This window comes from Sphingomonas trueperi, assembly GCF_011927635.1.
Lineage (GTDB): Bacteria > Pseudomonadota > Alphaproteobacteria > Sphingomonadales > Sphingomonadaceae > Sphingomonas > Sphingomonas trueperi.
Genome location: NZ_JAATJB010000013.1, coordinates 75,299 through 92,979, shown reverse-complemented (window position 1 = coordinate 92,979; position 17,681 = coordinate 75,299). Strand labels below are relative to the sequence as shown.

The 17,681-nt window shown below is 63.8% G+C and carries 20 protein-coding genes and 1 pseudogene; 8 read left to right on the top strand and 13 right to left on the bottom strand.

From position 1 onward, the window contains the following. The first annotated feature begins 12 nt into the window (after positions 1 to 12). The 8 genes from trbE to GGR89_RS17630 all read left to right on the top strand — a co-directional run bounded on the left by trbE (position 13) and on the right by GGR89_RS17630 (position 8,224). The gene (gene trbE / locus GGR89_RS17665) at positions 13 to 2,481 is read left to right on the top strand and encodes a conjugal transfer protein TrbE (protein WP_069612018.1); all 2,469 of its coding nucleotides are present in this window, start codon (positions 13 to 15) and stop codon (positions 2,479 to 2,481) included. Further along, positions 2,478 to 3,245, top strand: coding sequence for a P-type conjugative transfer protein TrbJ (trbJ, locus tag GGR89_RS17660; RefSeq protein ID WP_069612017.1), 768 nt, complete (start codon positions 2,478 to 2,480; stop codon positions 3,243 to 3,245). Before trbE ends, trbJ begins: the two co-directional genes overlap by 4 nt. Before the next feature lie 11 nt (positions 3,246 to 3,256). Beyond that, entirely contained in the window at positions 3,257 to 3,613 is a 357-nt protein-coding gene (gene trbK-alt / locus GGR89_RS17655) for a putative entry exclusion protein TrbK-alt (RefSeq protein ID WP_069612016.1), read from the top strand. Positions 3,614 to 3,617: 4 nt separating this feature from the next. Further along, positions 3,618 to 4,985 carry a P-type conjugative transfer protein TrbL gene (gene trbL, locus GGR89_RS17650; protein WP_069612015.1) on the top strand — a complete coding sequence of 456 codons (1,368 nt, stop codon included), beginning with the start codon at positions 3,618 to 3,620 and terminating at the stop codon, positions 4,983 to 4,985. Further along, positions 4,986 to 5,675: a conjugal transfer protein TrbF gene (gene trbF / locus GGR89_RS17645; protein ID WP_069612014.1), complete on the top strand. Its 690-nt coding sequence runs from the start codon at positions 4,986 to 4,988 to the stop codon at positions 5,673 to 5,675. Next, positions 5,672 to 6,721: a P-type conjugative transfer protein TrbG gene (gene trbG, locus GGR89_RS17640; RefSeq protein ID WP_069612013.1), complete on the top strand. Its 1,050-nt coding sequence runs from the start codon at positions 5,672 to 5,674 to the stop codon at positions 6,719 to 6,721. The genes trbF and trbG overlap by 4 nt, the downstream gene beginning before the upstream one ends. 80 nt (positions 6,722 to 6,801) lie before the next feature. Then, the gene (locus GGR89_RS17635) at positions 6,802 to 7,959 is read left to right on the top strand and encodes a TraB/TrbI/VirB10 family type IV secretion system protein (RefSeq protein ID WP_209092362.1); all 1,158 of its coding nucleotides are present in this window, start codon (positions 6,802 to 6,804) and stop codon (positions 7,957 to 7,959) included. 1 nt (position 7,960) lies between these two features. After that, positions 7,961 to 8,224: a DUF2274 domain-containing protein gene (locus GGR89_RS17630; RefSeq protein ID WP_069612011.1), complete on the top strand. Its 264-nt coding sequence runs from the start codon at positions 7,961 to 7,963 to the stop codon at positions 8,222 to 8,224. On the opposite strand, the gene GGR89_RS17625 is transcribed toward GGR89_RS17630, so the two are convergent. From GGR89_RS17625 to GGR89_RS17570, 13 genes and pseudogenes are all read right to left on the bottom strand, one after another. After that, positions 8,196 to 8,894: a LysR family substrate-binding domain-containing protein gene (locus GGR89_RS17625; protein WP_245201715.1), complete on the bottom strand. Its 699-nt coding sequence runs from the start codon at positions 8,892 to 8,894 to the stop codon at positions 8,196 to 8,198. The genes GGR89_RS17630 and GGR89_RS17625 overlap by 29 nt on opposite strands. Positions 8,895 to 9,005: 111 nt before the next feature. After that, positions 9,006 to 9,104 (bottom strand): annotated as a pseudogene (locus GGR89_RS22400) (helix-turn-helix domain-containing protein); the annotation flags it as partial. Between the two features lie 29 nt (positions 9,105 to 9,133). Next, the gene (merB, locus tag GGR89_RS17620) at positions 9,134 to 9,952 is read right to left on the bottom strand and encodes an organomercurial lyase (RefSeq protein ID WP_069612008.1); all 819 of its coding nucleotides are present in this window, start codon (positions 9,950 to 9,952) and stop codon (positions 9,134 to 9,136) included. A gap of 33 nt (positions 9,953 to 9,985) precedes the next feature. Next, positions 9,986 to 11,419 (bottom strand): mercury(II) reductase, encoded by a 1,434-nt coding sequence (gene merA / locus GGR89_RS17615; protein WP_069612007.1) that lies wholly within the window; start codon positions 11,417 to 11,419, stop codon positions 9,986 to 9,988. Further along, positions 11,416 to 11,676 (bottom strand): mercury resistance system transport protein MerF, encoded by a 261-nt coding sequence (merF, locus tag GGR89_RS17610; protein WP_151606893.1) that lies wholly within the window; start codon positions 11,674 to 11,676, stop codon positions 11,416 to 11,418. The genes merA and merF overlap by 4 nt, the downstream gene beginning before the upstream one ends. A 10-nt stretch (positions 11,677 to 11,686) precedes the next feature. Further along, a complete protein-coding gene (locus GGR89_RS17605; RefSeq protein WP_151606895.1) occupies positions 11,687 to 12,001 on the bottom strand; it encodes a cation transporter in 315 nt (104 codons plus the stop codon). 31 nt (positions 12,002 to 12,032) lie between these two features. Continuing rightward, a complete protein-coding gene (locus GGR89_RS17600; protein WP_151606897.1) occupies positions 12,033 to 12,446 on the bottom strand; it encodes a mercuric transporter MerT family protein in 414 nt (137 codons plus the stop codon). 567 nt (positions 12,447 to 13,013) lie between these two features. Next, positions 13,014 to 13,649 (bottom strand): organomercurial lyase MerB, encoded by a 636-nt coding sequence (gene merB, locus GGR89_RS17595; protein ID WP_151606899.1) that lies wholly within the window; start codon positions 13,647 to 13,649, stop codon positions 13,014 to 13,016. A 106-nt stretch (positions 13,650 to 13,755) separates the two neighbouring features. Beyond that, positions 13,756 to 14,454 carry a hypothetical protein gene (locus tag GGR89_RS17590; RefSeq protein ID WP_151606901.1) on the bottom strand — a complete coding sequence of 233 codons (699 nt, stop codon included), beginning with the start codon at positions 14,452 to 14,454 and terminating at the stop codon, positions 13,756 to 13,758. 344 nt (positions 14,455 to 14,798) lie between these two features. Beyond that, a complete protein-coding gene (locus GGR89_RS17585) occupies positions 14,799 to 15,473 on the bottom strand; it encodes a tRNA-dependent cyclodipeptide synthase (RefSeq protein WP_167713018.1) in 675 nt (224 codons plus the stop codon). Positions 15,474 to 15,619: 146 nt separating this feature from the next. Beyond that, the gene (locus GGR89_RS17580; protein ID WP_151606905.1) at positions 15,620 to 16,261 is read right to left on the bottom strand and encodes an NrsF family protein; all 642 of its coding nucleotides are present in this window, start codon (positions 16,259 to 16,261) and stop codon (positions 15,620 to 15,622) included. After that, on the bottom strand, positions 16,248 to 16,814 hold the full coding sequence (locus GGR89_RS17575; protein WP_151606907.1) for a sigma-70 family RNA polymerase sigma factor: 567 nt from the start codon (positions 16,812 to 16,814) through the stop codon (positions 16,248 to 16,250). The genes GGR89_RS17580 and GGR89_RS17575 overlap by 14 nt, the downstream gene beginning before the upstream one ends. Then, a complete protein-coding gene (locus GGR89_RS17570) occupies positions 16,811 to 17,632 on the bottom strand; it encodes a hypothetical protein (protein WP_151606908.1) in 822 nt (273 codons plus the stop codon). Before GGR89_RS17570 ends, GGR89_RS17575 begins: the two co-directional genes overlap by 4 nt. Positions 17,633 to 17,681 lie beyond the last annotated feature (49 nt).

Here is a 17,681-nt window from a genome sequence, read left to right as displayed (position 1 = left end):
GGAGGCGCATCAATGTTGAATCTTGCCGAATATCGCAATCGCAACACTCGGCTCGCCGACTTCCTGCCCTGGGTCGCCCTGGTTGGCGAAGGCGTCGTTCTCAACAAGGACGGCTCGCTGCAGCGCTCGGCCCGATTCCGTGGCCCGGACATGGATTCCGCCGTGCCGGCCGAACTAGTCGCCGTCGCCGGCCGGCTCAACAACGCCTTCCGGCGTCTCGGCTCCGGCTGGTCGATCTTCGTCGAGGCGCAGCGCCATGCCGCCGCGACCTATCCCTCAAGCATGTTTCCGGATTCAGCGTCCGGTCTGCTGGATGCCGAGAGGAAGGCCGATTTCGAGGAAGCGGGCACGCATTTCGAGTCCAGCTACTTCCTGACCTTCCTCTATCTGCCGCCCGCCGAAGATGCAGCGCGTTCCGAGGCCTGGCTCTACGAGGGCCGCGAGCAATCGGGCGTCGACGTCCATGAGATCGTGCGCGGCTTCATCGACCGCACCGATCGCGTGCTGCAGCTCGTCGAAGGCTTCATGCCGGAATGCGTCTGGCTCAATGACGGCGAGACGCTGACCTACCTGCATTCCTGCGTCTCGACCAAACGCCACCGCGTCCGCGTTCCCGAGACACCGATGTATCTCGATGCCCTGATCGCCGACCAGACGCTCACCGGCGGGCTGGAGCCGATACTGGGAACGGCGCATCTGCGCGTGCTCACCATCATCGGTTTTCCCACAGTGACCACGCCCGGATTGCTCGACGATCTCAATCGGCTCGCCTTTCCCTATCGCTGGTCGACGCGCGCCATCCTGCTCGACAAGACCGATGCGACCAAGCTGCTCACGAAGATCCGGCGGCAATGGTTCGCCAAGCGCAAGTCGATCGCCGCCATCCTAAAGGAGGTGATGACCAACGAGGCCTCCGTCCTCGTGGACACCGACGCCGCCAACAAGGCGGCGGATGCGGACCTCGCCCTTCAGGAACTCGGCGCCGACTACGCCGGCCAGGCCTATGTGACGGCGACCGTCACGGTCTGGGATGAGGATTCGCGGATCGCCGCCGAAAAGCTGCGGCTGGTCGAGAAGATCGTCCAGGGCCGCGACTTCACGGCAATGCCCGAGACGATCAATGCCGTGGACGCCTGGCTCGGCTCTCTGCCGGGCCACGTCTACGCCAATGTCCGGCAACCGCCAATTTCCACGCTCAATCTCGCCCACATGATCCCGCTCTCGGCGGTGTGGGCGGGGCCGGAACGGGATGAGCACTTCGGGTCGCCCCCCTTGCTCTATGGCAAGACCGAGGGAAGCACCCCGTTCCGGTTTTCCCTTCATGTCGGCGACGTCGGCCACACGCTCGTCGTCGGACCGACCGGCGCCGGCAAGTCAGTGCTGCTGGCCCTGATGGCGCTTCAATTTCGGCGCTACCGGGACGCCCAAGTTTTCGCCTTCGACTTCGGCGGCTCGATCCGCGCGGCGGCGCTGGCGATGCGTGGCGACTGGCACGATCTCGGCGGTGGCCTGACCGAAGGATCGGATTCCTCCGTCTCTCTTCAGCCGCTCGCCGGAATCCACGAGGTGCAAGAGCGCGCTTGGGCGGCGGACTGGATCGTCGCGATCCTGATGCGCGAGGGCGTACTGATTACGCCCGACGTTAAGGAGCATCTCTGGTCGGCGCTGAGCTCGCTGGCCTCCGCTCCGATCAACGAACGCACCATCACCGGCTTGGCTGTCCTGCTGCAATCGAACGATCTGAAACAGGCGCTGCGGCCCTATTGCGTCGGCGGTCCCTATGGCCGGCTGCTCGACGCCGAAGCCGAGCATCTGGGTGAAGCAACGGTGCAAGCCTTCGAGACCGAGGGTTTGATCGGCACCGGCGCCGCGCCTGCGGTCCTGGCCTATCTTTTCCATCGCATCGAGGACCGGCTTGACGGCCGGCCGACCCTGCTCATTGTCGATGAAGGCTGGCTCGCGCTCGACGACGAGGGTTTCGCCGGCCAGCTTCGCGAGTGGCTGAAGACGCTGCGCAAGAAGAACGCCAGCGTCATCTTCGCTACGCAGTCGCTGTCAGACATCGACAATTCCACCATCGCGCCGGCGATCATTGAAAGCTGCCAGACCCGTCTGCTGCTGCCGAACGAACGCGCGATCGAGCCGCAGATCACCGCGATCTATCGCCGCTTCGGTCTCAACGAGCGCCAGATCGAGATCCTCGCGCGGGCCATGCCGAAGCGCGACTACTACTGCCAGTCGCGACGCGGTAACCGGCTGTTCGAGCTGGGCCTGTCCGATGTCGCGCTGGCGCTCTGCGCCGCGTCCTCGAAACAGCATCAGGCGCTGATCGCCGAGGTGTTCGCCCGGTCGGGCCGTGACGGATTCCTGCACGAATGGCTCGCCCAATGCTCGCTCGGCTGGGCGGCGGATCTCATCGCCGACCTCACCAATGTCATCCCCCAGACCGTCATTCCCACCAGCCAGGAGGTATCGTCATGACCCGTTTTCGCTCCCGCACGCGCGCCGCCCGGCTCGCTCTATCCATCCTAGCGGCACCGCTGGCGCTGTCGCCGATGCTCGCACCTCCGGCCGCGGCGCAATGGATCGTCTACGATCCGACCAATTATGCGCAGAACGTTCTGACAGCGACCCGCGCTCTGCAGCAGATCAACAACCAGATCACATCGCTTCAGAACGAGGCGACGATGCTGATCAACCAGGCCCGCAATCTCGCGAGCCTGCCATTCTCGTCGCTCCAGCAGCTTCAGCAGTCCGTTCAGCGGACCCAGCAGTTGCTCAACCAGGCGCAGAACATCGCCTTCGATGTTCAGTCGATCGACCGGGCCTTCCAGCAGCAATACGGCAATGTCTCGCTGTCCGCTTCGGACCAGCAACTCGTCACCGATGCCCGGACGCGCTGGCAGAATACGGTCGGCGGCCTGCAGGACTCCATGCGCGTCCAGGCCGGCGTCGTCGGCAACATCGATAACAACCGGACGCAAATGTCGGCGTTGGTCGGCCAGAGCCAGGGCGCGACCGGCGCCCTCCAAGCGACGCAGGCCGGCAACCAGCTTCTCGCGCTTCAGGCCCAGCAGCTCACGGATCTCACAGCGGTCGTCGCGGCCAATGGTCGGGCACAGGCGCTTCAGTCCGCCGAGCAAGCCGCGGCGGCCGAACAGGGCCGTGAACAGCGCCGTCGCTTCCTCACCCCGGGCTCCGGCTATCAGCCCGGCAATGCCCGGATGTTCCAGAACGGCAACTGACGGAGGCGAGCATGGACGGAAAGATGCTCGCCCGTGTCGGCGCCATCGTCTTCATCGCCGCGGCCGTCACCGCCACGGCGATCGAGATGACCCGGAAAGAGGACACGCCGATCTACCAGAGCGTCGATCGAGCCGACGCCGAGAGCGTCGATCCGCTGCGGGCCGAACTCATCCGCTGCGCTGGAATTGGTGAGGCCGGTCCGCGTGACCGTTCCTGCCTGCGCGCCTGGGCCGAGAACCGTCGCCGCTTCCTGGCTCCCGGGGCTCGCCCCGCCGAGCGGTTGCCCGAAGCGCCGCAGTCGCCGCGCCCGGCGGCGACGACTAGCCCGGCGCCCGCAGTTCCGCTCCAACCCGAAGAGGCCAGATAGCATCATGGGCGGCACTGGCGTCATCGACCACTTCCTGGAGGTCTTCACCCGCTACATCGATTCCGGCTTCGGTCTGCTGAGCGGCGAAGTCGCGTTCATCGCGACCACGCTGATCGTCATCGACGTGACGCTCGCCGCCCTGTTCTGGAGCTGGGGCGCGGACGACGACATCATGGCGCGGCTGGTCAAGAAGACCCTGTTCGTCGGGGTGTTCGCCTACATCATCAGCAACTGGAACAATCTCGCCCGTATCGTCTTCGAGAGCTTCGCCGGGCTCGGGTTGAAGGCGAGCGGCACGGGCTTCACCACCGCCGATCTGCTGCGTCCCGGCAAGGTGGCGCAGACCGGGCTCGACGCCGGCCGGCCGCTCCTTGATTCAATCTCTGGCCTCATGGGCTACTGGTCGTTCTTCGAGAATTTCATCCAGATCGCCTGCATGTTCCTGGCCTGGGCGCTGGTGCTGCTCGCCTTCTTTATTCTCGCGATTCAGCTCTTCGTCACGCTGATCGAGTTCAAGCTGACAACGCTGGCAGGCTTCGTCCTGATCCCCTTCGGACTGTTCGGCAAATCCGCCTTTATGGCGGAACGTGTCCTCGGCAATGTGATCTCGAGCGGCATCAAAGTGCTGGTGCTGGCCGTCATCATCGGCATCGGCTCGACGCTGTTTTCAGAATTCACCGCAGGCTTTGGCGGCGCGACACCGACGATCGATCAGGCCATGGCGATCGTGCTCGCGGCGCTGAGCCTCCTCGGTCTCGGCATCTTTGGGCCCGGCATCGCCAATGGCCTCGTCTCCGGCGGCCCGCAGCTTGGCGCAGGCGCCGCCGTGGGCACCGGCCTCGCCGCTGGCGGCATGGTCGCAGCCGGCGCCGCCACAGTGGGAGCCGTCGCTTCCGGAGGCGCGGCAGCGATCGGCGGTGCTGCCGCGGCGGCGCGCGGCGGAGCCGCGATCGCAGGCGGCGCATCCACCGCCTACAGCCTCGGCGCCACCGGCCAGTCCGGCGCGGCGGGCGTTGCTTCCGGTCTCGGCGGCGTTGCCCGCGCGGGCGCGTCCGCTGCCGCCTCGCCGTTGAAACGCGCCGCGTCGCGCGCGGCCGACAGCATGAAGTCGAGCTTCTCGGCCGGCGCTCAGTCCGCCTTCGAGGCCACGGGCGGAACATCGACCGCAGGCACGGTTGGCGGCGACAGCGAGGCCGCCAGCGGCGCCACCACCGGCCAGAGCGCCTCCCGTCAGGGACCGCCTGACTGGGCCAAGCGCATGAAGCGCTCTCAGAACCTCACCCATGGCGTCCAGGCCGCCGCGCATGCCGTTCGCTCTGGCGACAGCCACGGCGGCGGCTCTTCCATCAACCTTTCCGAAAGCGACCGCTGAATGAGCCTCTTCAAACGACCAGCAACCCACTATGGCAAATCCCCCGAACCCGAGACGCCCTATCAGCGTGCCGGCCAGATCTGGGACGAACGCATCGGCTCGGCGCGCGTGCAGGCGAAGAACTGGCGGCTGATGGCGTTCGGCTCGCTGATCCTCTCCGCTGGCTTCGCTTCGGCGCTTGTCTGGCAGTCGGCGCGCGGGACGATCGTACCCTGGGTGGTTCAAGTCGATCGGCTCGGCCAGGCGCAGGCCATCGCGCCCGCCACTGCCGACTATCAGCCGACCGATCCGCAAATGGCCTGGCATCTGGCGCGCTTCATCGAGCAGGTCCGCTCGATCCCGGCAGACGCCATCATCGTGCGCCAGAACTGGCTGCGGGCTTACGAGTTCACCACCTCCGCCGGCGCGATGGCGCTCAACGATTATGCCCGCGCCAACGACCCCTTCACCAAGGTCGGCAAGCAGCAAATCTCGGTCGACGTCTCGTCGGTCATCCGCGCGTCCCCTACGAGTTTCCGAGTCGCCTGGGTCGAGCGCCGCTATCAGGACGGCGCCCTCGCCGAGACATCGCGCTGGACCGCCATCCTCACCATCGTCGTGCAGCCGCCGCGCACCGCCGAAAAACTCCGGGCGAACCCGCTCGGAATCTACGTCAACGCCATCAACTGGTCACGGGAGCTGGGACAATGAAGTCGTCTTTCCGTAAAGCCGGAGACCCGGCTTCACACACATACGTATCGCCGGTTTTGCGCAAAGCCGCGCTGCCGATCATTCTCCTCGCGACGACCGCGCTCGCCGGCTGCGCCACCACGCAGAAGCCACCCGAGATCAGCTATGACGACGCAGCGCCCGCTGTGCAGGCGGCCGACCCACCGGCGCCCGTCACCGTGGTCGAGCTGCCCCGGCCGCTGCCGCTCCCAGGTCAGCTGAAGCCGGTCGAGACGACGCGGAGCGCACCGGAGGCGAGCGATCCGGCCGCGCGCGTCAATCAGGCCAACGCCGCCGCCCGCGTGCAGCCGGTTCGCAACGGCTTCATCAACTCGATGCAGGTCTATCCGTTTACGCAAGGCGCGCTGTATCAGGTCTACACCGCCGTCGGGCAGATCACCGACATCGCGCTCCAGCCCGGCGAGCAGCTTGTCGGCTCCGGCCCGGTGGCGGCCGGTGACACCGTGCGCTGGATCATCGGCGACACCGAAAGCGGATCGGGCGCGACGCGACAGATCCATATCCTGGTGAAACCCACGCGCGCCGAGCTGATGACCAACCTGGTCATCAACACCAATCTGCGCACCTACCACATGGAGCTGCGCTCGACCAACCGTACCTATATGGCATCGGTCTCCTGGCAATATCCCCACGATCAGCTCATTGCGCTCCGCCGCCAGAACACTGAGTCCCAGGCCGCCCAGCCCGTCGCCACCGGCATCGACCTGTCCCGTGTCAATTTTCGCTATGAGATCGACGGCGACCGCGCGCCGTGGCGACCGCTCCGCGCCTTCGACGATGGTCGCCAGGTCTTCATCGAGTTTCCGCGCGGCATCGGACAGGGCGAGATGCCGCCGCTCTTCGTCGTCGGGCCGGAGGGCAATACTTCCGAGCTCGTGAACTACCGGGTCCGCGGCAACCACATGATCGTCGATCGCCTGTTCGCCGCCGCCGAGCTGCGCTTCGGCGCGGGCGATCGCCAGAAGCGCGTGCGCATCACCCGCACCGACGGGAGGCCGGCATCGTGAGCGAGAGCGATCCCCGGAAGGAGGAAGGGACTGAACCGGAGAACGTCGAGCAGCCCTTGGCCGGTGAGCCGGCGCCACCGATGCGGCTACGCGCCGAGGCGCCGCGGGTCACGCGATTGTCGAGGAAGGTGCTGGCTGGCCTCGGTCTCGTCGCCAGCGTCGGAATCGGCGGCGCACTGATCTACGCCCTCCAGACCCGCGACGGCGGCCACCCGAACGAGGAACTATATTCGACCGACAATCGGGCGACTGCCGATGGCCTTGCCGGCTTGCCGCGTGATTATACGGGGCCGGTGCTGGGGCCTCCGCTGCCCGGCGACCTCGGCCGTCCCATCCTTGACGCGCAGAATCGGGGTCAACCAGTCCCGGTTCCTGGCATGTCGACACCCACCCCCGGCCTCAGCGCCGAGGAACAGCGCCGGCTTCAGGAGGTGGAAGCGGCACGGACGGTGCGGCTGTTCGCCTCGACCGAGACAAGAGTAACGTCCACGCCGACAGCGACGTCACCAAGCGGAACACCGCTCCCAAATGCCCAATTGCCTCTGCCCGATCTAACAAGCCTCGGCCTTGCGCCGCAGCCGGCCACGCCGACCGCGCAGGATCGCCAACTCGCTTTCCTTAACGCTGCTGCCGATCGGCGGACTGTCTCCCCGGACCGCGTCATGGCGCCGGCATCGCCCAACATCCTTCAGGGCGGCGCGGTGATCTCGGCCGCGCTGATTACCGGCATCCGCTCTGATCTGCCCGGCCAGATCACCGCCCAGGTGACCGAGAACGTCTATGACAGCCCAACCGGCCGCATACTGCTCGTGCCGCAGGGCACCCGATTGATCGGCCAGTATGATAACGGCGTCGGGTTTGGACAGCGCCGCGTGCTGCTTGTCTGGAACCGGCTCATCATGCCGAACGGCCGCTCGATCGTGCTCGAGCGTCAGCCGGGTGCCGATTCTGAGGGCTATGCCGGCCTTGAGGATGGTGTCGACTATCACTGGGGCGAACTGTTCAAGGCCGCCGCGCTCTCCACTATCCTCAGCGTTGGCGCCGAGGCAGGATCGTCTGGCCAGGACAGCGACATCGTGCGAGCGCTGCGTCAAGGCGCATCAGACAGCGTCAGTCAGACCGGTCGGCAGATCGTTAGCCGCCAGCTCAACATTGCGCCGACACTCACTATCCGACCCGGATACCCGGTCCGCGTGATCGTCACCCGCGATCTGGTGCTCGAACCCTACGGAGGCTGACATGGCGAAGTTGAAACTCGGCCCGATCACCGATGACAAGCCGGTCAAGGTCTCGCTCGAACTGCCGGCCACGGTTCACCGCGATCTCGTGGCCTATGCCCAGGTACTCGCCCGCGAGACCGGAAGATCCATGGGCGATCCGGTGAAGCTGATTTCACCGATGATCGAGCGATTCATGGCGACCGACCGAGGATTCACGAAGGCGCGACGTGACGGTGAACGCGGGCGCCCGCCCGCTAGCTCAGGCTCGACGTCGCAGAATTAGCGATCAGTCCCGGCACTGCGACGGCGTTCGATCGTCGCGACATTGTTCTGGCCAGGCTCAGCAACCGCCGTAGAGCCGGATTATCATTGTGCGGCGACCAGATCGCGCAGAACGGCAGAATCTCTTCGCTCAGTGGGCGGTAGACGACGCCGGGAAAGCGCGCCGCGATAGTCGCTTCGCTGGTCAGCGTGAGGCCCTGACCCATGGCGACGAGATTCATGAGGTTGTCTCGACCGACACGGTAGCGTTCGACGTTGGGGTGGTGCCCAAGGTCAGCGAGGTGCTTCACCAGGTAGTCGTGGATCTCCGGACCCGGATCAGTCTCACTGACGATGAAGTGTCGGTCTCGCAGGCTCGTCCAAGAAATCTCGCGATTCCGAGACAGGCCGTCATCGTTTGGCAATGCTACGAAGACGCGCTCATTCCAAAGATGCGCCAGATCGCACCCGTCCGCGATCGGCTCACCAGTCAGGAAGGCGACATCCAGGTGATGTCGTTGGATCGCGGCGATGTGGCCGGAGGGCCCGCCTTCAATCAGATCGGGGCGGATGGTTGGGTTCGCCGCAGCATAGGCTCGGAGGAGATCGGCGAGAAAGCCGGATGCAAGCGACGAGAATATTCCGATGCGCACGGTGCCCGCTTCGCCGCGCCCAAACGAACCAACATCCATAGCCGCATGACCGATCTGAGTGATGGCCTTGCGAGCGCGGACGAGAAATCTCTGGCCGGCTTGCGTGAGGTGCACACCGCCATGGTGCCGAATGAATAGAGCCGCTCCGAGTTCATCTTCCAGATCGCGAATACGCCGGCTGATGGCGGACTCATGAATCTCAAGCGCCTTCGCTGCGCGTCGAAAGCTCCCGCGCTCTGCAGCTGCAATAAAGTAGCGAAGATGGCGCAGCTCGATTGTCAGAGAACCACCTTCCTCGACTTAGAAGGTGCTCGCGACTCTTCCTCCGACACTTGGTCGGGCACTGTCAAAACTGGACCAAAGATCGCGCGGCCGACTTCCAGGGCCTCTTCCATCACCAACATGACGCCGTGCCGGGGTGACGACTGCTGATCAAGCCAACGCCGCAATTGCTCTTCCGAACAGAAGAAGGCGATCGACGGGCAACAAGAGTTTGCCGCCGCACCTCCTTCATAGGCAAAGTCGTACCAGACTACGGCGCCAGCCGGCGACACGTTGCGCAAGGTACGACCCTCATCGCCTGTCGTCACCCGGACACTGCCACCGCTTAGCCGGCAGCGGGACTCGACCGTGACGTCGCTGCGATACATTCTGCCGACCCCGAGCGCGTCGATGGCGCAGAGGCTGTTCAAGGTGTGGCTCTTCAGTGCGACGTGGTGACCTGTCTGTGTCTCCGTGAAAGGGTAGGCATAGCGGATCGCGTCCGTGCCGGGTTCAAGGCCCAAAAGATCGCGCAATTGCAGCTTGTGCAGAACGACGCGCACGCGTTCCTCTGAGATGTCAGAGCAGGCGGCGATCTCGTTAGCGCGAGGCGACCGACCGTTCTTGGCGTAAAGGTCGAGGGCCATCCGCCACACCAGATCCTCATTCGGTTCGAGCGCCTGCGACCACTTGTCCAAAAGTCCCGCCCGCGCCGCCATGCGCCCGCTGAGCGCATGCCGTGCGGCCGGCGTGGTAACGGCCGACCAGTCCGGGCGGCATACGCCCGGCCTGATCTCGACACTGAACTCTTCCGATGTTGTCGCGTCGATCGCCATCACATCTTCCTCGACTGATCGTTTGGCCGATCGTCAGCCCGCGCAGCAGGACAGCTTCTTGACATCCCGGTCAAATGTCTGCGCCGCAAGCTTGAGCCCTTCGACTGTGGTCAAATACGGGAAGATCGTCTCCGCGAGGTCATCGATTGTCAGACCGCCACGAATCGCCATCGTCGCCGTCTGGATACTGTCCGCGCCTTCAGGCGCAAGGATGTGTGCCCCAAGCAGCTTGCGTGTGTCGCCGTCCGCCACAAGCTTGATCAGGCCGCGTGTATCCCGGGCCGCGAGCGCGCGGGGCACGTTGTCGAGCGAAAGCACGGAAGTGCGGACATTGTACCCGGCGGCGCGCGCCTGCGCTTCCGTGAGGCCGACGCTTCCCACCTGCGGATCGGTAAAGACTACCGCGGGCATCGCCGAGTTGTCGTAGCGGAGGCTGTCGCCGTTGAGCGCGTTCTTTGCCGCGAGCTTCGCGCCATAGGCCGCCATGTAGACGAACTGGTCCTTGCCCGTCACATCGCCGGCCGCGTAAACGCCAGCTTTGGAAGTGCGCATCCGGTCATCGACCACGATCGCGCCCACCGGCGTCAGGGCGATCCCTGCTTCCGGAAGGCCAAGGCTTTCGGTGTTCGGGGCGCGACCCGTCGCAACCAGAACCCGCTCGGCCGCGAGCGTTTCTGTGTGTCCTTCCCGAACCACCGTGAGCGCGACGCCCTCCTCGGTCCGACGGATCGACTCGTAGGTCAGACCGCCGACGACCTTGATACCCTCGTCGGCGAGATAACCGGCGAGGGCCGCCCCGATCTCAGGCTCTGCTTCCGGCAGGAGGCGGCTGCGGAAGACTAGCGTCACCTCGACCCCCACTCGAGCGAAGGTTTGCGCTAGCTCAACGCCGATGTAGCCGCCGCCGAGCACAATCATCGAGCGTGGCAGTGCGGTCAGCTCCAGCGCCGTGGTGCTATCGAGGATTGAGATGTCCGTTATGCCCGGGATCGCCGGCAACGCCGGCCGGGTCCCGGTGGCGATGATGATACGTTCCGCCGCGAAACGCTTGCCACCGGCTTCGACGCCACCATCGACGAGGCGGGCGCGGCCTTCATGATATGCGACGCTGTTGTAAGATGGCAGGAGATCGGCGTACTTCGCCTGACGCAGACCCGCGACCAGTGCATCCTTTTGGGCGACCTGCGCACCCCAGTCTGCCACCCGAGCCTCTGCGGCGATACCGGCGAACCTGGGTGCGGCGTTGGCGTGGTGCACCGCTTCTGCGGCCCGGATAAGGGCCTTCGACGGGACGCAGCCGACATTGACGCACGTCCCTCCGATCGTGCCGTGGCCGATCAACGCAACTTGCGCCCCTTGTTCGGCCGCCGTAATCGCGGCCGAGAACCCGGCCGAGCCGGCGCCGACGACAATGAGGTCGTAGCGGCCGTTCCCGTTCTTTGCGCTCGGAGCGCAGCAATCACTCATGACTTGAACTTTCCTGTGTTCTTATCCGTCTCACAGCAGTCGATGACGGCCGGGGTGGATACTTTGCGTCGGTAGAGCCCGATCCCGACCAGCCCGAGCGAGGCGACCAGAACCGGGATCAGGACATAATCGACCTTGGTCGCCAGCGCTGAGAGCCCGATCGCTCCCAGCGCAATCCCAAGGATTGGGGTCGCGCAGCAGAGCGCCGCCACGACCGCCCCAATGATGCCGGTTCGAAAAAGGGCGCGGCTATTCATTGCGGTCACGTCAGCGCGCGAGAGCCACGCTCTTCACGCCCGTCACGGTCGAAGGATAGCCTGCATTCGTGGTCGCCTGGGCCAGTGCCTCGGCCGTGATCTTCTCATCGTCGAAGGTCACGGTCGCCGTGGCCCGACCGTCCCGCTCCACGACCGCGACCTGGCTGACACCGGAGATGCGCGAGAGAGTTCTTTTTACGATTGGTGCACAGGTCACGCAGCTCACATTCTCAACCGCAAGCGTGGCTGTCCGAGGGGCGGCGTAAGCGCCTCCGGCGAGAGTCAAGGCGGCGACGGTCACTGCAGTGCGAATCAAGGTCTTCATGGTCACAAGTCTCCTGGTTTGAAAGGTTGCATCAGAGGTCGAGAAGGAACGGCACAGCGTAAGGGAACGCCATCGCTGCGAAGACGAGCACGGTCGCAGCCCACAGCCCGATTTTGGCAATCCGGCTCGCGCCCGGGCGAGCACAAGCACTACCTTCCGCGCAGTCCACCTTCGGTTGGCGGTAGACGCGCCAGAAGCCCACAGCGAGAAAGACAAGCGCTGCGACCACAAAGACGGGCTGGTAAGGCGCAAGCGCAGTCAGGTTTCCGATCCACGCCCCGCTCACGCCAATGCTGAACAGAACAAGCGGCAGTATGCAGCAAGACGATGCGCCAAGGGCGGCCAGGATCCCGCCCGCCATCAACAGTTTCTGCCCGCCCTGCGACGTCCCCGCTTCGGGTTTGCCGGTCAGCCGCGCCGGGGCCGTTCGAACATACTCACTCATTCCTTTTCTCCTCGATCTTTTCAAGATAGGGCCTGTAGGACCTACAGGTTCAAGTGTTATTTCAGAGCGAGGTCTGCGGCCTAGCACTGAAGGCGCCGCCGACAGGCGCCCTACCACCATAAGTTCGCAAGTGCGGCTCGATCGGTTACATGGAATGTTGATTTTCAGCGGGAGCTGAAGGCGCTTTCTAAGCGGAAGCAGAACCCGCAGCATGGCTTTGATCTCGGGAAGCGAAAGTCGCCTTTGCCTGCATTGCTCGCCGCGAGGCAGGATCGCGGGGCAGCCCTGCAACCGCAGTTCCCAAGGACAGGCCGAGCCGCTGCGCTGGACAACCACCAAAGACCCGATCGACTCGGGCAACACGCGCGGGATGGCGCAGGCCCGAGACGGGCAAGACCCTCGCCCCCGCCGGTCGATGCTCACGCCGGCATAGTGGGCCAGACGAGATTACGTGTAGGGGACCATTTGACACCCGCTTTGATTGCTTTGCGGGGCCACCCGGGTAGATTTCGCAGAGTGCAATCCGCACCTACGAAGCGAATACCGAGCTGTAGAATCGTTATCCAATCACGATTTTCTCGATGGAATGGTCTGCAGCATATGTCGATTAAGCTCTTGGCCCAAGCGGAAGGCATCTTGGACGCTTACGATCTCCACGCCTTGATGCTTGGAGGCCCAATCTTTCGCCGTCACGACCGATGCAAAGAAATGGACGTGGCAACAGAATGACTGACGAATGTCCGCTGTTTCCTGCGGCAGGACCAACGACACTGCGGCGTCGGTCGGTGCGATATCCCGGATTTCGTTCGGCGAAACCGTGAGTGAAACTGGTGCTCCGGTTGCAGCGCAATGCGACGACACGCGCGCCGTCTGGCCAATGAGGGCCGGAAACATCAATGTGTCCAGTGCGCACCAGGCGTATAGACGGCCGCCGTCAATTTCGAAGATATGTGAAGTCTCGCGCAAGGTGAGGCCGTGCCCAACGATATTCCCATCGTTGTCGTACTCGGTACTGGTAGTCCGTTCGAGCACGTCAGTCACTCGCTCAGCAGGCCAGTCGAGAGCCATCGCAAGCGCCGTTCGCGAAACCGGACGCCCCTTGGCCAACTCACGCAGCAGCACGACAAACAGCTCCCCGAACCCTTCGGGCTGATTGGCTGGCGTGAGACTTTCAGCAATCTCGGTGATGTAGTGTTGTTTCATAGTTATTCCCTTATCCTGCACAGCACGAAAGCTGCTTGACGAGGACGGACCGGCGGCGGCCACGATCTGGACCAATTGCTCGGGGCCGCTGGTGCGCGGCAAGGCCCTATTTTTCACCAAGCGCCGGGCGTTCTCCCTTCGCAATCGCCTCCTCGAATGCTGACACTCCAGCTGTGCCGAGCTGTGCTCGCGCTATGTCTCGAAGTTGCTCATCGCGGGGCTTTTGATCGCCTGTGCGGGGCGCATCGGAGCTGCGGATGAAACGTGCCTTGAGGATGTCGGCGAAGCTCACCGTCAGCAACCGTGCCTTGTCTTCGGAGAGCGCCACCTTCGTCTCGATTCGGTGCACGAGCCGGGCGGCGATAATATCGGCTTCCTCCATGCTGAGAGTGTCCACCTGGGCGCCTCGGTACCAAGCGGCGCCCGACCGGAATCTGGCCAGCTCCGTCGTCCGAGCTTCGCCCTGGAGCTCTGTCGCGACATCCTTCTCGAATATTTCCCGCAGGAGCGTGCGAACGGTTTTCGTGCGCGCCTCGCGGTTCCGGTCTGATCCCACCACGGCGAGCACGGTCCCGGCCCGGTTTATCCAGGCCTCAGCAATTCCCGTATTTTGCTCGAGTTCGAGGAGAACCGGTTTGGCGAGCCCGCCGCATGCGATCTCCGGAGCCGCGGGGCACTGCCAGGGGACTTGGAACAAGCTTATAGTCTCGGGTTGAACCCTCGACCTGCCCTCGTTGGCAAAGCTGGCCGTCGTCCACAGGACGCTAACCACCGCACAGGCCAAGGCGATGAAGGATTTTCTCATCTATTGTTCCTTTTCTCGAAGGTTCCATTGGAACTTCCACCGACGTCATTTTTTGCCGACATGCTGTAACGGTTGCGAGCGAGGTCTTCGGCTCGCGCTGCAGGCGCCCTACGAACATAAGTTCGCAAGCGCGGCTCGATCGGTTACATCGAATGTGATTGGGTCGCGCGAACTTGAGCGTGAGATCTTGAGCCGCCGACCGCCAGCGACGAAGCCGCCGCTCGAGCATGGCGCGATGCCACCGCGCAGCAGGATGGCGCTGCCCAACGGTGGTCCGCCTGAGCAAGACAGGCGACTCTCTGCGGCCCGCCTCACTCAGTGAATTTCGAACACGTCCCATGGCGCTAGCCGGACACTGGGGTGACCTCGATAAAGCCCTGGTTAGGGCTGGCTATCGCTCCCCGTTGTGTCTCAAGTAGCTTGCGCAGAAAAGCGGGGCACTGATGGTAACAAAACACCGAATGCTGCACGCCCAAAATACACGGCGTGTCCAGAAAGAATGGCACTTCGGCGAGGAAGTAGCGGGCGCCCATCTCAATCGCTGTGGGCGTCAAGGGGCCCTTTCGATCTGGGTGCTTCTCAAGCACCCATGCTGCACTCTCAAGACAACCTTCTCGGAACTCGGGATCGGAGGCGAAGAGGTCTTGATAACGAGCGTGCCCGGCTGAATAGTTGCGATGTTCATCGAGAACGCGACCGTTCAGCAATATGGTGCTGAGCTCGTCTTCTGCTTCTACGGTCGAAAGCGCGCGAGCGATCTTGTTCTCGAGGTAATTCGCTTGTCGTCGCGACTTCTTCTCCGCGCGTGCGGGAGAATACCCTAGCGCCTCGAGCGTGAGCGCAGCGGGTCTGTCAGGCACATAGAAGTGAAAGCCTGTAAAGTTTCGGCGCGCCCACCGGGCAAGCTCAGAAATCCGCATCTCTGAGAAGTAGCTGTTGAAGGGGCTGATGCCGATGACAGCATGGGTTCGGCTGTCAAACAGCTCGGAACAACGCAAAGTTACGGGATTGGCGAGCATGCAAATTCCAGATGTCTCCAAGCGCCTCCGACAGGCGCCCATACGAACATAAGTTCGCAAGCGCGGCTCGATCGGTTACATCGAATGTCGGTTTCGACCGGAAGGTGCAGGCGATTTCTCCGCGAGGACAGAAACCTCGCGATGAACTACCAGCGCAGAAGCCGTTGTCCGAGCATGCCGCCGATCAAGCCGCACATCAGGATGGCGCTGCTGTACCAGCAGGCGACGAAGGGCAGAGAATCGTCGCCGCAAGCGAGGGCATAGGCGCTAGCGCTGACGCCCCCGGCTAGCAGCCCTGCGAGTGCGCCCGTGCGCCAGAGATCTGTGGGCGCCCCCCAGCGCAGCGCCAGCACCATCAAGGCGTAGGGCACCGCGGCCATAACCGGGATGATCACCAGGCACTTCGGCCACGCATGACCAGCAATCAAAGCTGCCCATTGTGCGCCAGGTGTTACGTAAAGGTCCAGCGCCGCCAGCAACACGATTCCGACGAAAGGTAGCGCCGCCACAAGGTTCGACGACCGTCGTGCTTGCCCCGGCCTGGCGAACCGGAGCAACAACAGGAAGGCGGTGGCCGCCACTCCAGCCGCAAATACAAGCTTCAGCAAGAGAAAGCCAAGAGCGTGGGGTTCTCGAAGGTCGGGCCGCAGGCCGAGTGTCAGGCAGATCGCGGCGACAGCCGCTAGGCTTCCCGCTGCGAATGCGAGGCCTAAGGCGCGTGAGGCGCGACGATAGTCAACGGGTTTGAGATCGACCGTCAACCGGTTGATCAGATCAGCGGTCTTCACGCCACAACCTCCCGCCGATGGCAACAGTCATCGCCTTGAGTCCCCGATGGATCCGGACTTTCGCGGCCGCCTCAGTAATGCCTTCACGAGCGGCGGCTTCGGCGACGCTTCGTCCGTCGAGTTTGACGTCGCGAATGACACGCTGGCTATGTTGGGGAATCGTCGCAAGCAGTTTTTCCATATCGATTCCGGACTCCACCGCCGTATGATCGAACCCGTCCGACATTGCCTCGGCCGCGTCGAGCGGCCCCTCGGCATGAGCCATCTTGCTCCGGCGGAGATGGTCGATAAGCTTGTAGCGTGCGATCGCGTACAGCCACGGCGTGAAGGGCTCGGAGGGATCATAGGTATCTCGTCGGGTGTGCACCGCCAATAGCACTTCCTGGACGACGTCCTCAGCATCGGCGACGTTCCGTCCCATTTGGGTCAGCTTGCTCCTCATATAGGCGCGAAGCAGCGAGCTCAGCTGTTCCAGGAGAGTTCGGTAAGCCGTCGCATCTCCGAGCTGGGCTTGTTCCATCATCAGCCTGAGGGCACCTTCCTGACGTTTCATCCCCGGCTCAGGAGCGCACTGCTTACAATGCCTAAGGTAAGACCGAAGCCCGCGTGTCCGACGGCTTCCCAGATGAAATTCGCAACGGTGTGGGACCCCATTGCGAAGACCATGCCGGGATAAATCACCAGCACGAGGTAGGGTGTCGCCCATTTCCATCCCCGTCCGCCAAACAGCATCAGGAACGAGAGGCTGAACATGATCCCGCTCCAATAATGCCAAGCGTAGCCCAGGGCGACGGTCGCTCCTCGGCTAAGAGAGGAAACCCGCTTATGCTCTGCGGTGGGCCCCGCCCCTGGTTGATGGTCCTCGTGCGGAGCTGCCGAGCCGTGTGGATCAGTCGGGCTCGAAACAGGCGGCGCGGCTTGCTCGCGCATGGGACTGGTCCCGTATTCGTCGGCATGCATGGACCCATGGCCCCCGGGCGCAACTTGCCCTGTGAGGCGCCGCCCAAAGTCGAGCGCCTCGTCCATGGCGATGACGCCGGCGCTCATCCCCGCCACCCTGCTGGCGTCGTAGGTGGCGGTTGCCATATAGCCCGCCAGAAGAGCCACGATGACTGTCCGGACGAAGCGTTGGTAACCGGTCCGTCTGGCCAGTGCGACGGAGGCGATGGTGAGCAGGATCGACGCCAGCCAGAAGATGGGTCCGATGGTCGACATCGGCACCCCCCATTTCAGGTCAAGGATCAAGGGAAGAGGCCCGATCACGCACGCCGCAAGCGCCAGGATGCGCGGCAGCCAGAAGCCCCTGGACTTTCGACCCTGTCGAAAGCCATCGAAAATAGAGCCGTCGAAATTGGCAGTAACGGCGGCCATATTCAAATCTCCCCCATGATCAGTGGTCGGGCCGCGCCGCGCGGCTGAA

Coding starts and splice junctions, on each gene's coding strand:
- merB (WP_069612008.1), bottom strand. CDS start 9,952: ATGGCGATCGACGCGACAACATCGGAAGAGTTCAGTGTCGAGATCAGG.
- GGR89_RS17605 (WP_151606895.1), bottom strand. CDS start 12,001: ATGAAGACCTTGATTCGCACTGCAGTGACCGTCGCCGCCTTGACTCTC.
- GGR89_RS17635 (WP_209092362.1), top strand. CDS start 6,802: ATGCGGCTACGCGCCGAGGCGCCGCGGGTCACGCGATTGTCGAGGAAG.
- merB (WP_151606899.1), bottom strand. CDS start 13,649: ATGAAACAACACTACATCACCGAGATTGCTGAAAGTCTCACGCCAGCC.
- trbL (WP_069612015.1), top strand. CDS start 3,618: ATGGGCGGCACTGGCGTCATCGACCACTTCCTGGAGGTCTTCACCCGC.
- GGR89_RS17590 (WP_151606901.1), bottom strand. CDS start 14,454: ATGAGAAAATCCTTCATCGCCTTGGCCTGTGCGGTGGTTAGCGTCCTG.
- GGR89_RS17600 (WP_151606897.1), bottom strand. CDS start 12,446: ATGAGTGAGTATGTTCGAACGGCCCCGGCGCGGCTGACCGGCAAACCC.
- trbG (WP_069612013.1), top strand. CDS start 5,672: ATGAAGTCGTCTTTCCGTAAAGCCGGAGACCCGGCTTCACACACATAC.
- trbE (WP_069612018.1), top strand. CDS start 13: ATGTTGAATCTTGCCGAATATCGCAATCGCAACACTCGGCTCGCCGAC.
- trbK-alt (WP_069612016.1), top strand. CDS start 3,257: ATGGACGGAAAGATGCTCGCCCGTGTCGGCGCCATCGTCTTCATCGCC.
- merF (WP_151606893.1), bottom strand. CDS start 11,676: ATGAATAGCCGCGCCCTTTTTCGAACCGGCATCATTGGGGCGGTCGTG.
- trbF (WP_069612014.1), top strand. CDS start 4,986: ATGAGCCTCTTCAAACGACCAGCAACCCACTATGGCAAATCCCCCGAA.
- trbJ (WP_069612017.1), top strand. CDS start 2,478: ATGACCCGTTTTCGCTCCCGCACGCGCGCCGCCCGGCTCGCTCTATCC.
- merA (WP_069612007.1), bottom strand. CDS start 11,419: ATGAGTGATTGCTGCGCTCCGAGCGCAAAGAACGGGAACGGCCGCTAC.
- GGR89_RS17570 (WP_151606908.1), bottom strand. CDS start 17,632: ATGGCCGCCGTTACTGCCAATTTCGACGGCTCTATTTTCGATGGCTTT.
- GGR89_RS17575 (WP_151606907.1), bottom strand. CDS start 16,814: ATGAAACGTCAGGAAGGTGCCCTCAGGCTGATGATGGAACAAGCCCAG.
- GGR89_RS17585 (WP_167713018.1), bottom strand. CDS start 15,473: ATGCTCGCCAATCCCGTAACTTTGCGTTGTTCCGAGCTGTTTGACAGC.
- GGR89_RS17625 (WP_245201715.1), bottom strand. CDS start 8,894: ATGGATGTTGGTTCGTTTGGGCGCGGCGAAGCGGGCACCGTGCGCATC.
- GGR89_RS17630 (WP_069612011.1), top strand. CDS start 7,961: ATGGCGAAGTTGAAACTCGGCCCGATCACCGATGACAAGCCGGTCAAG.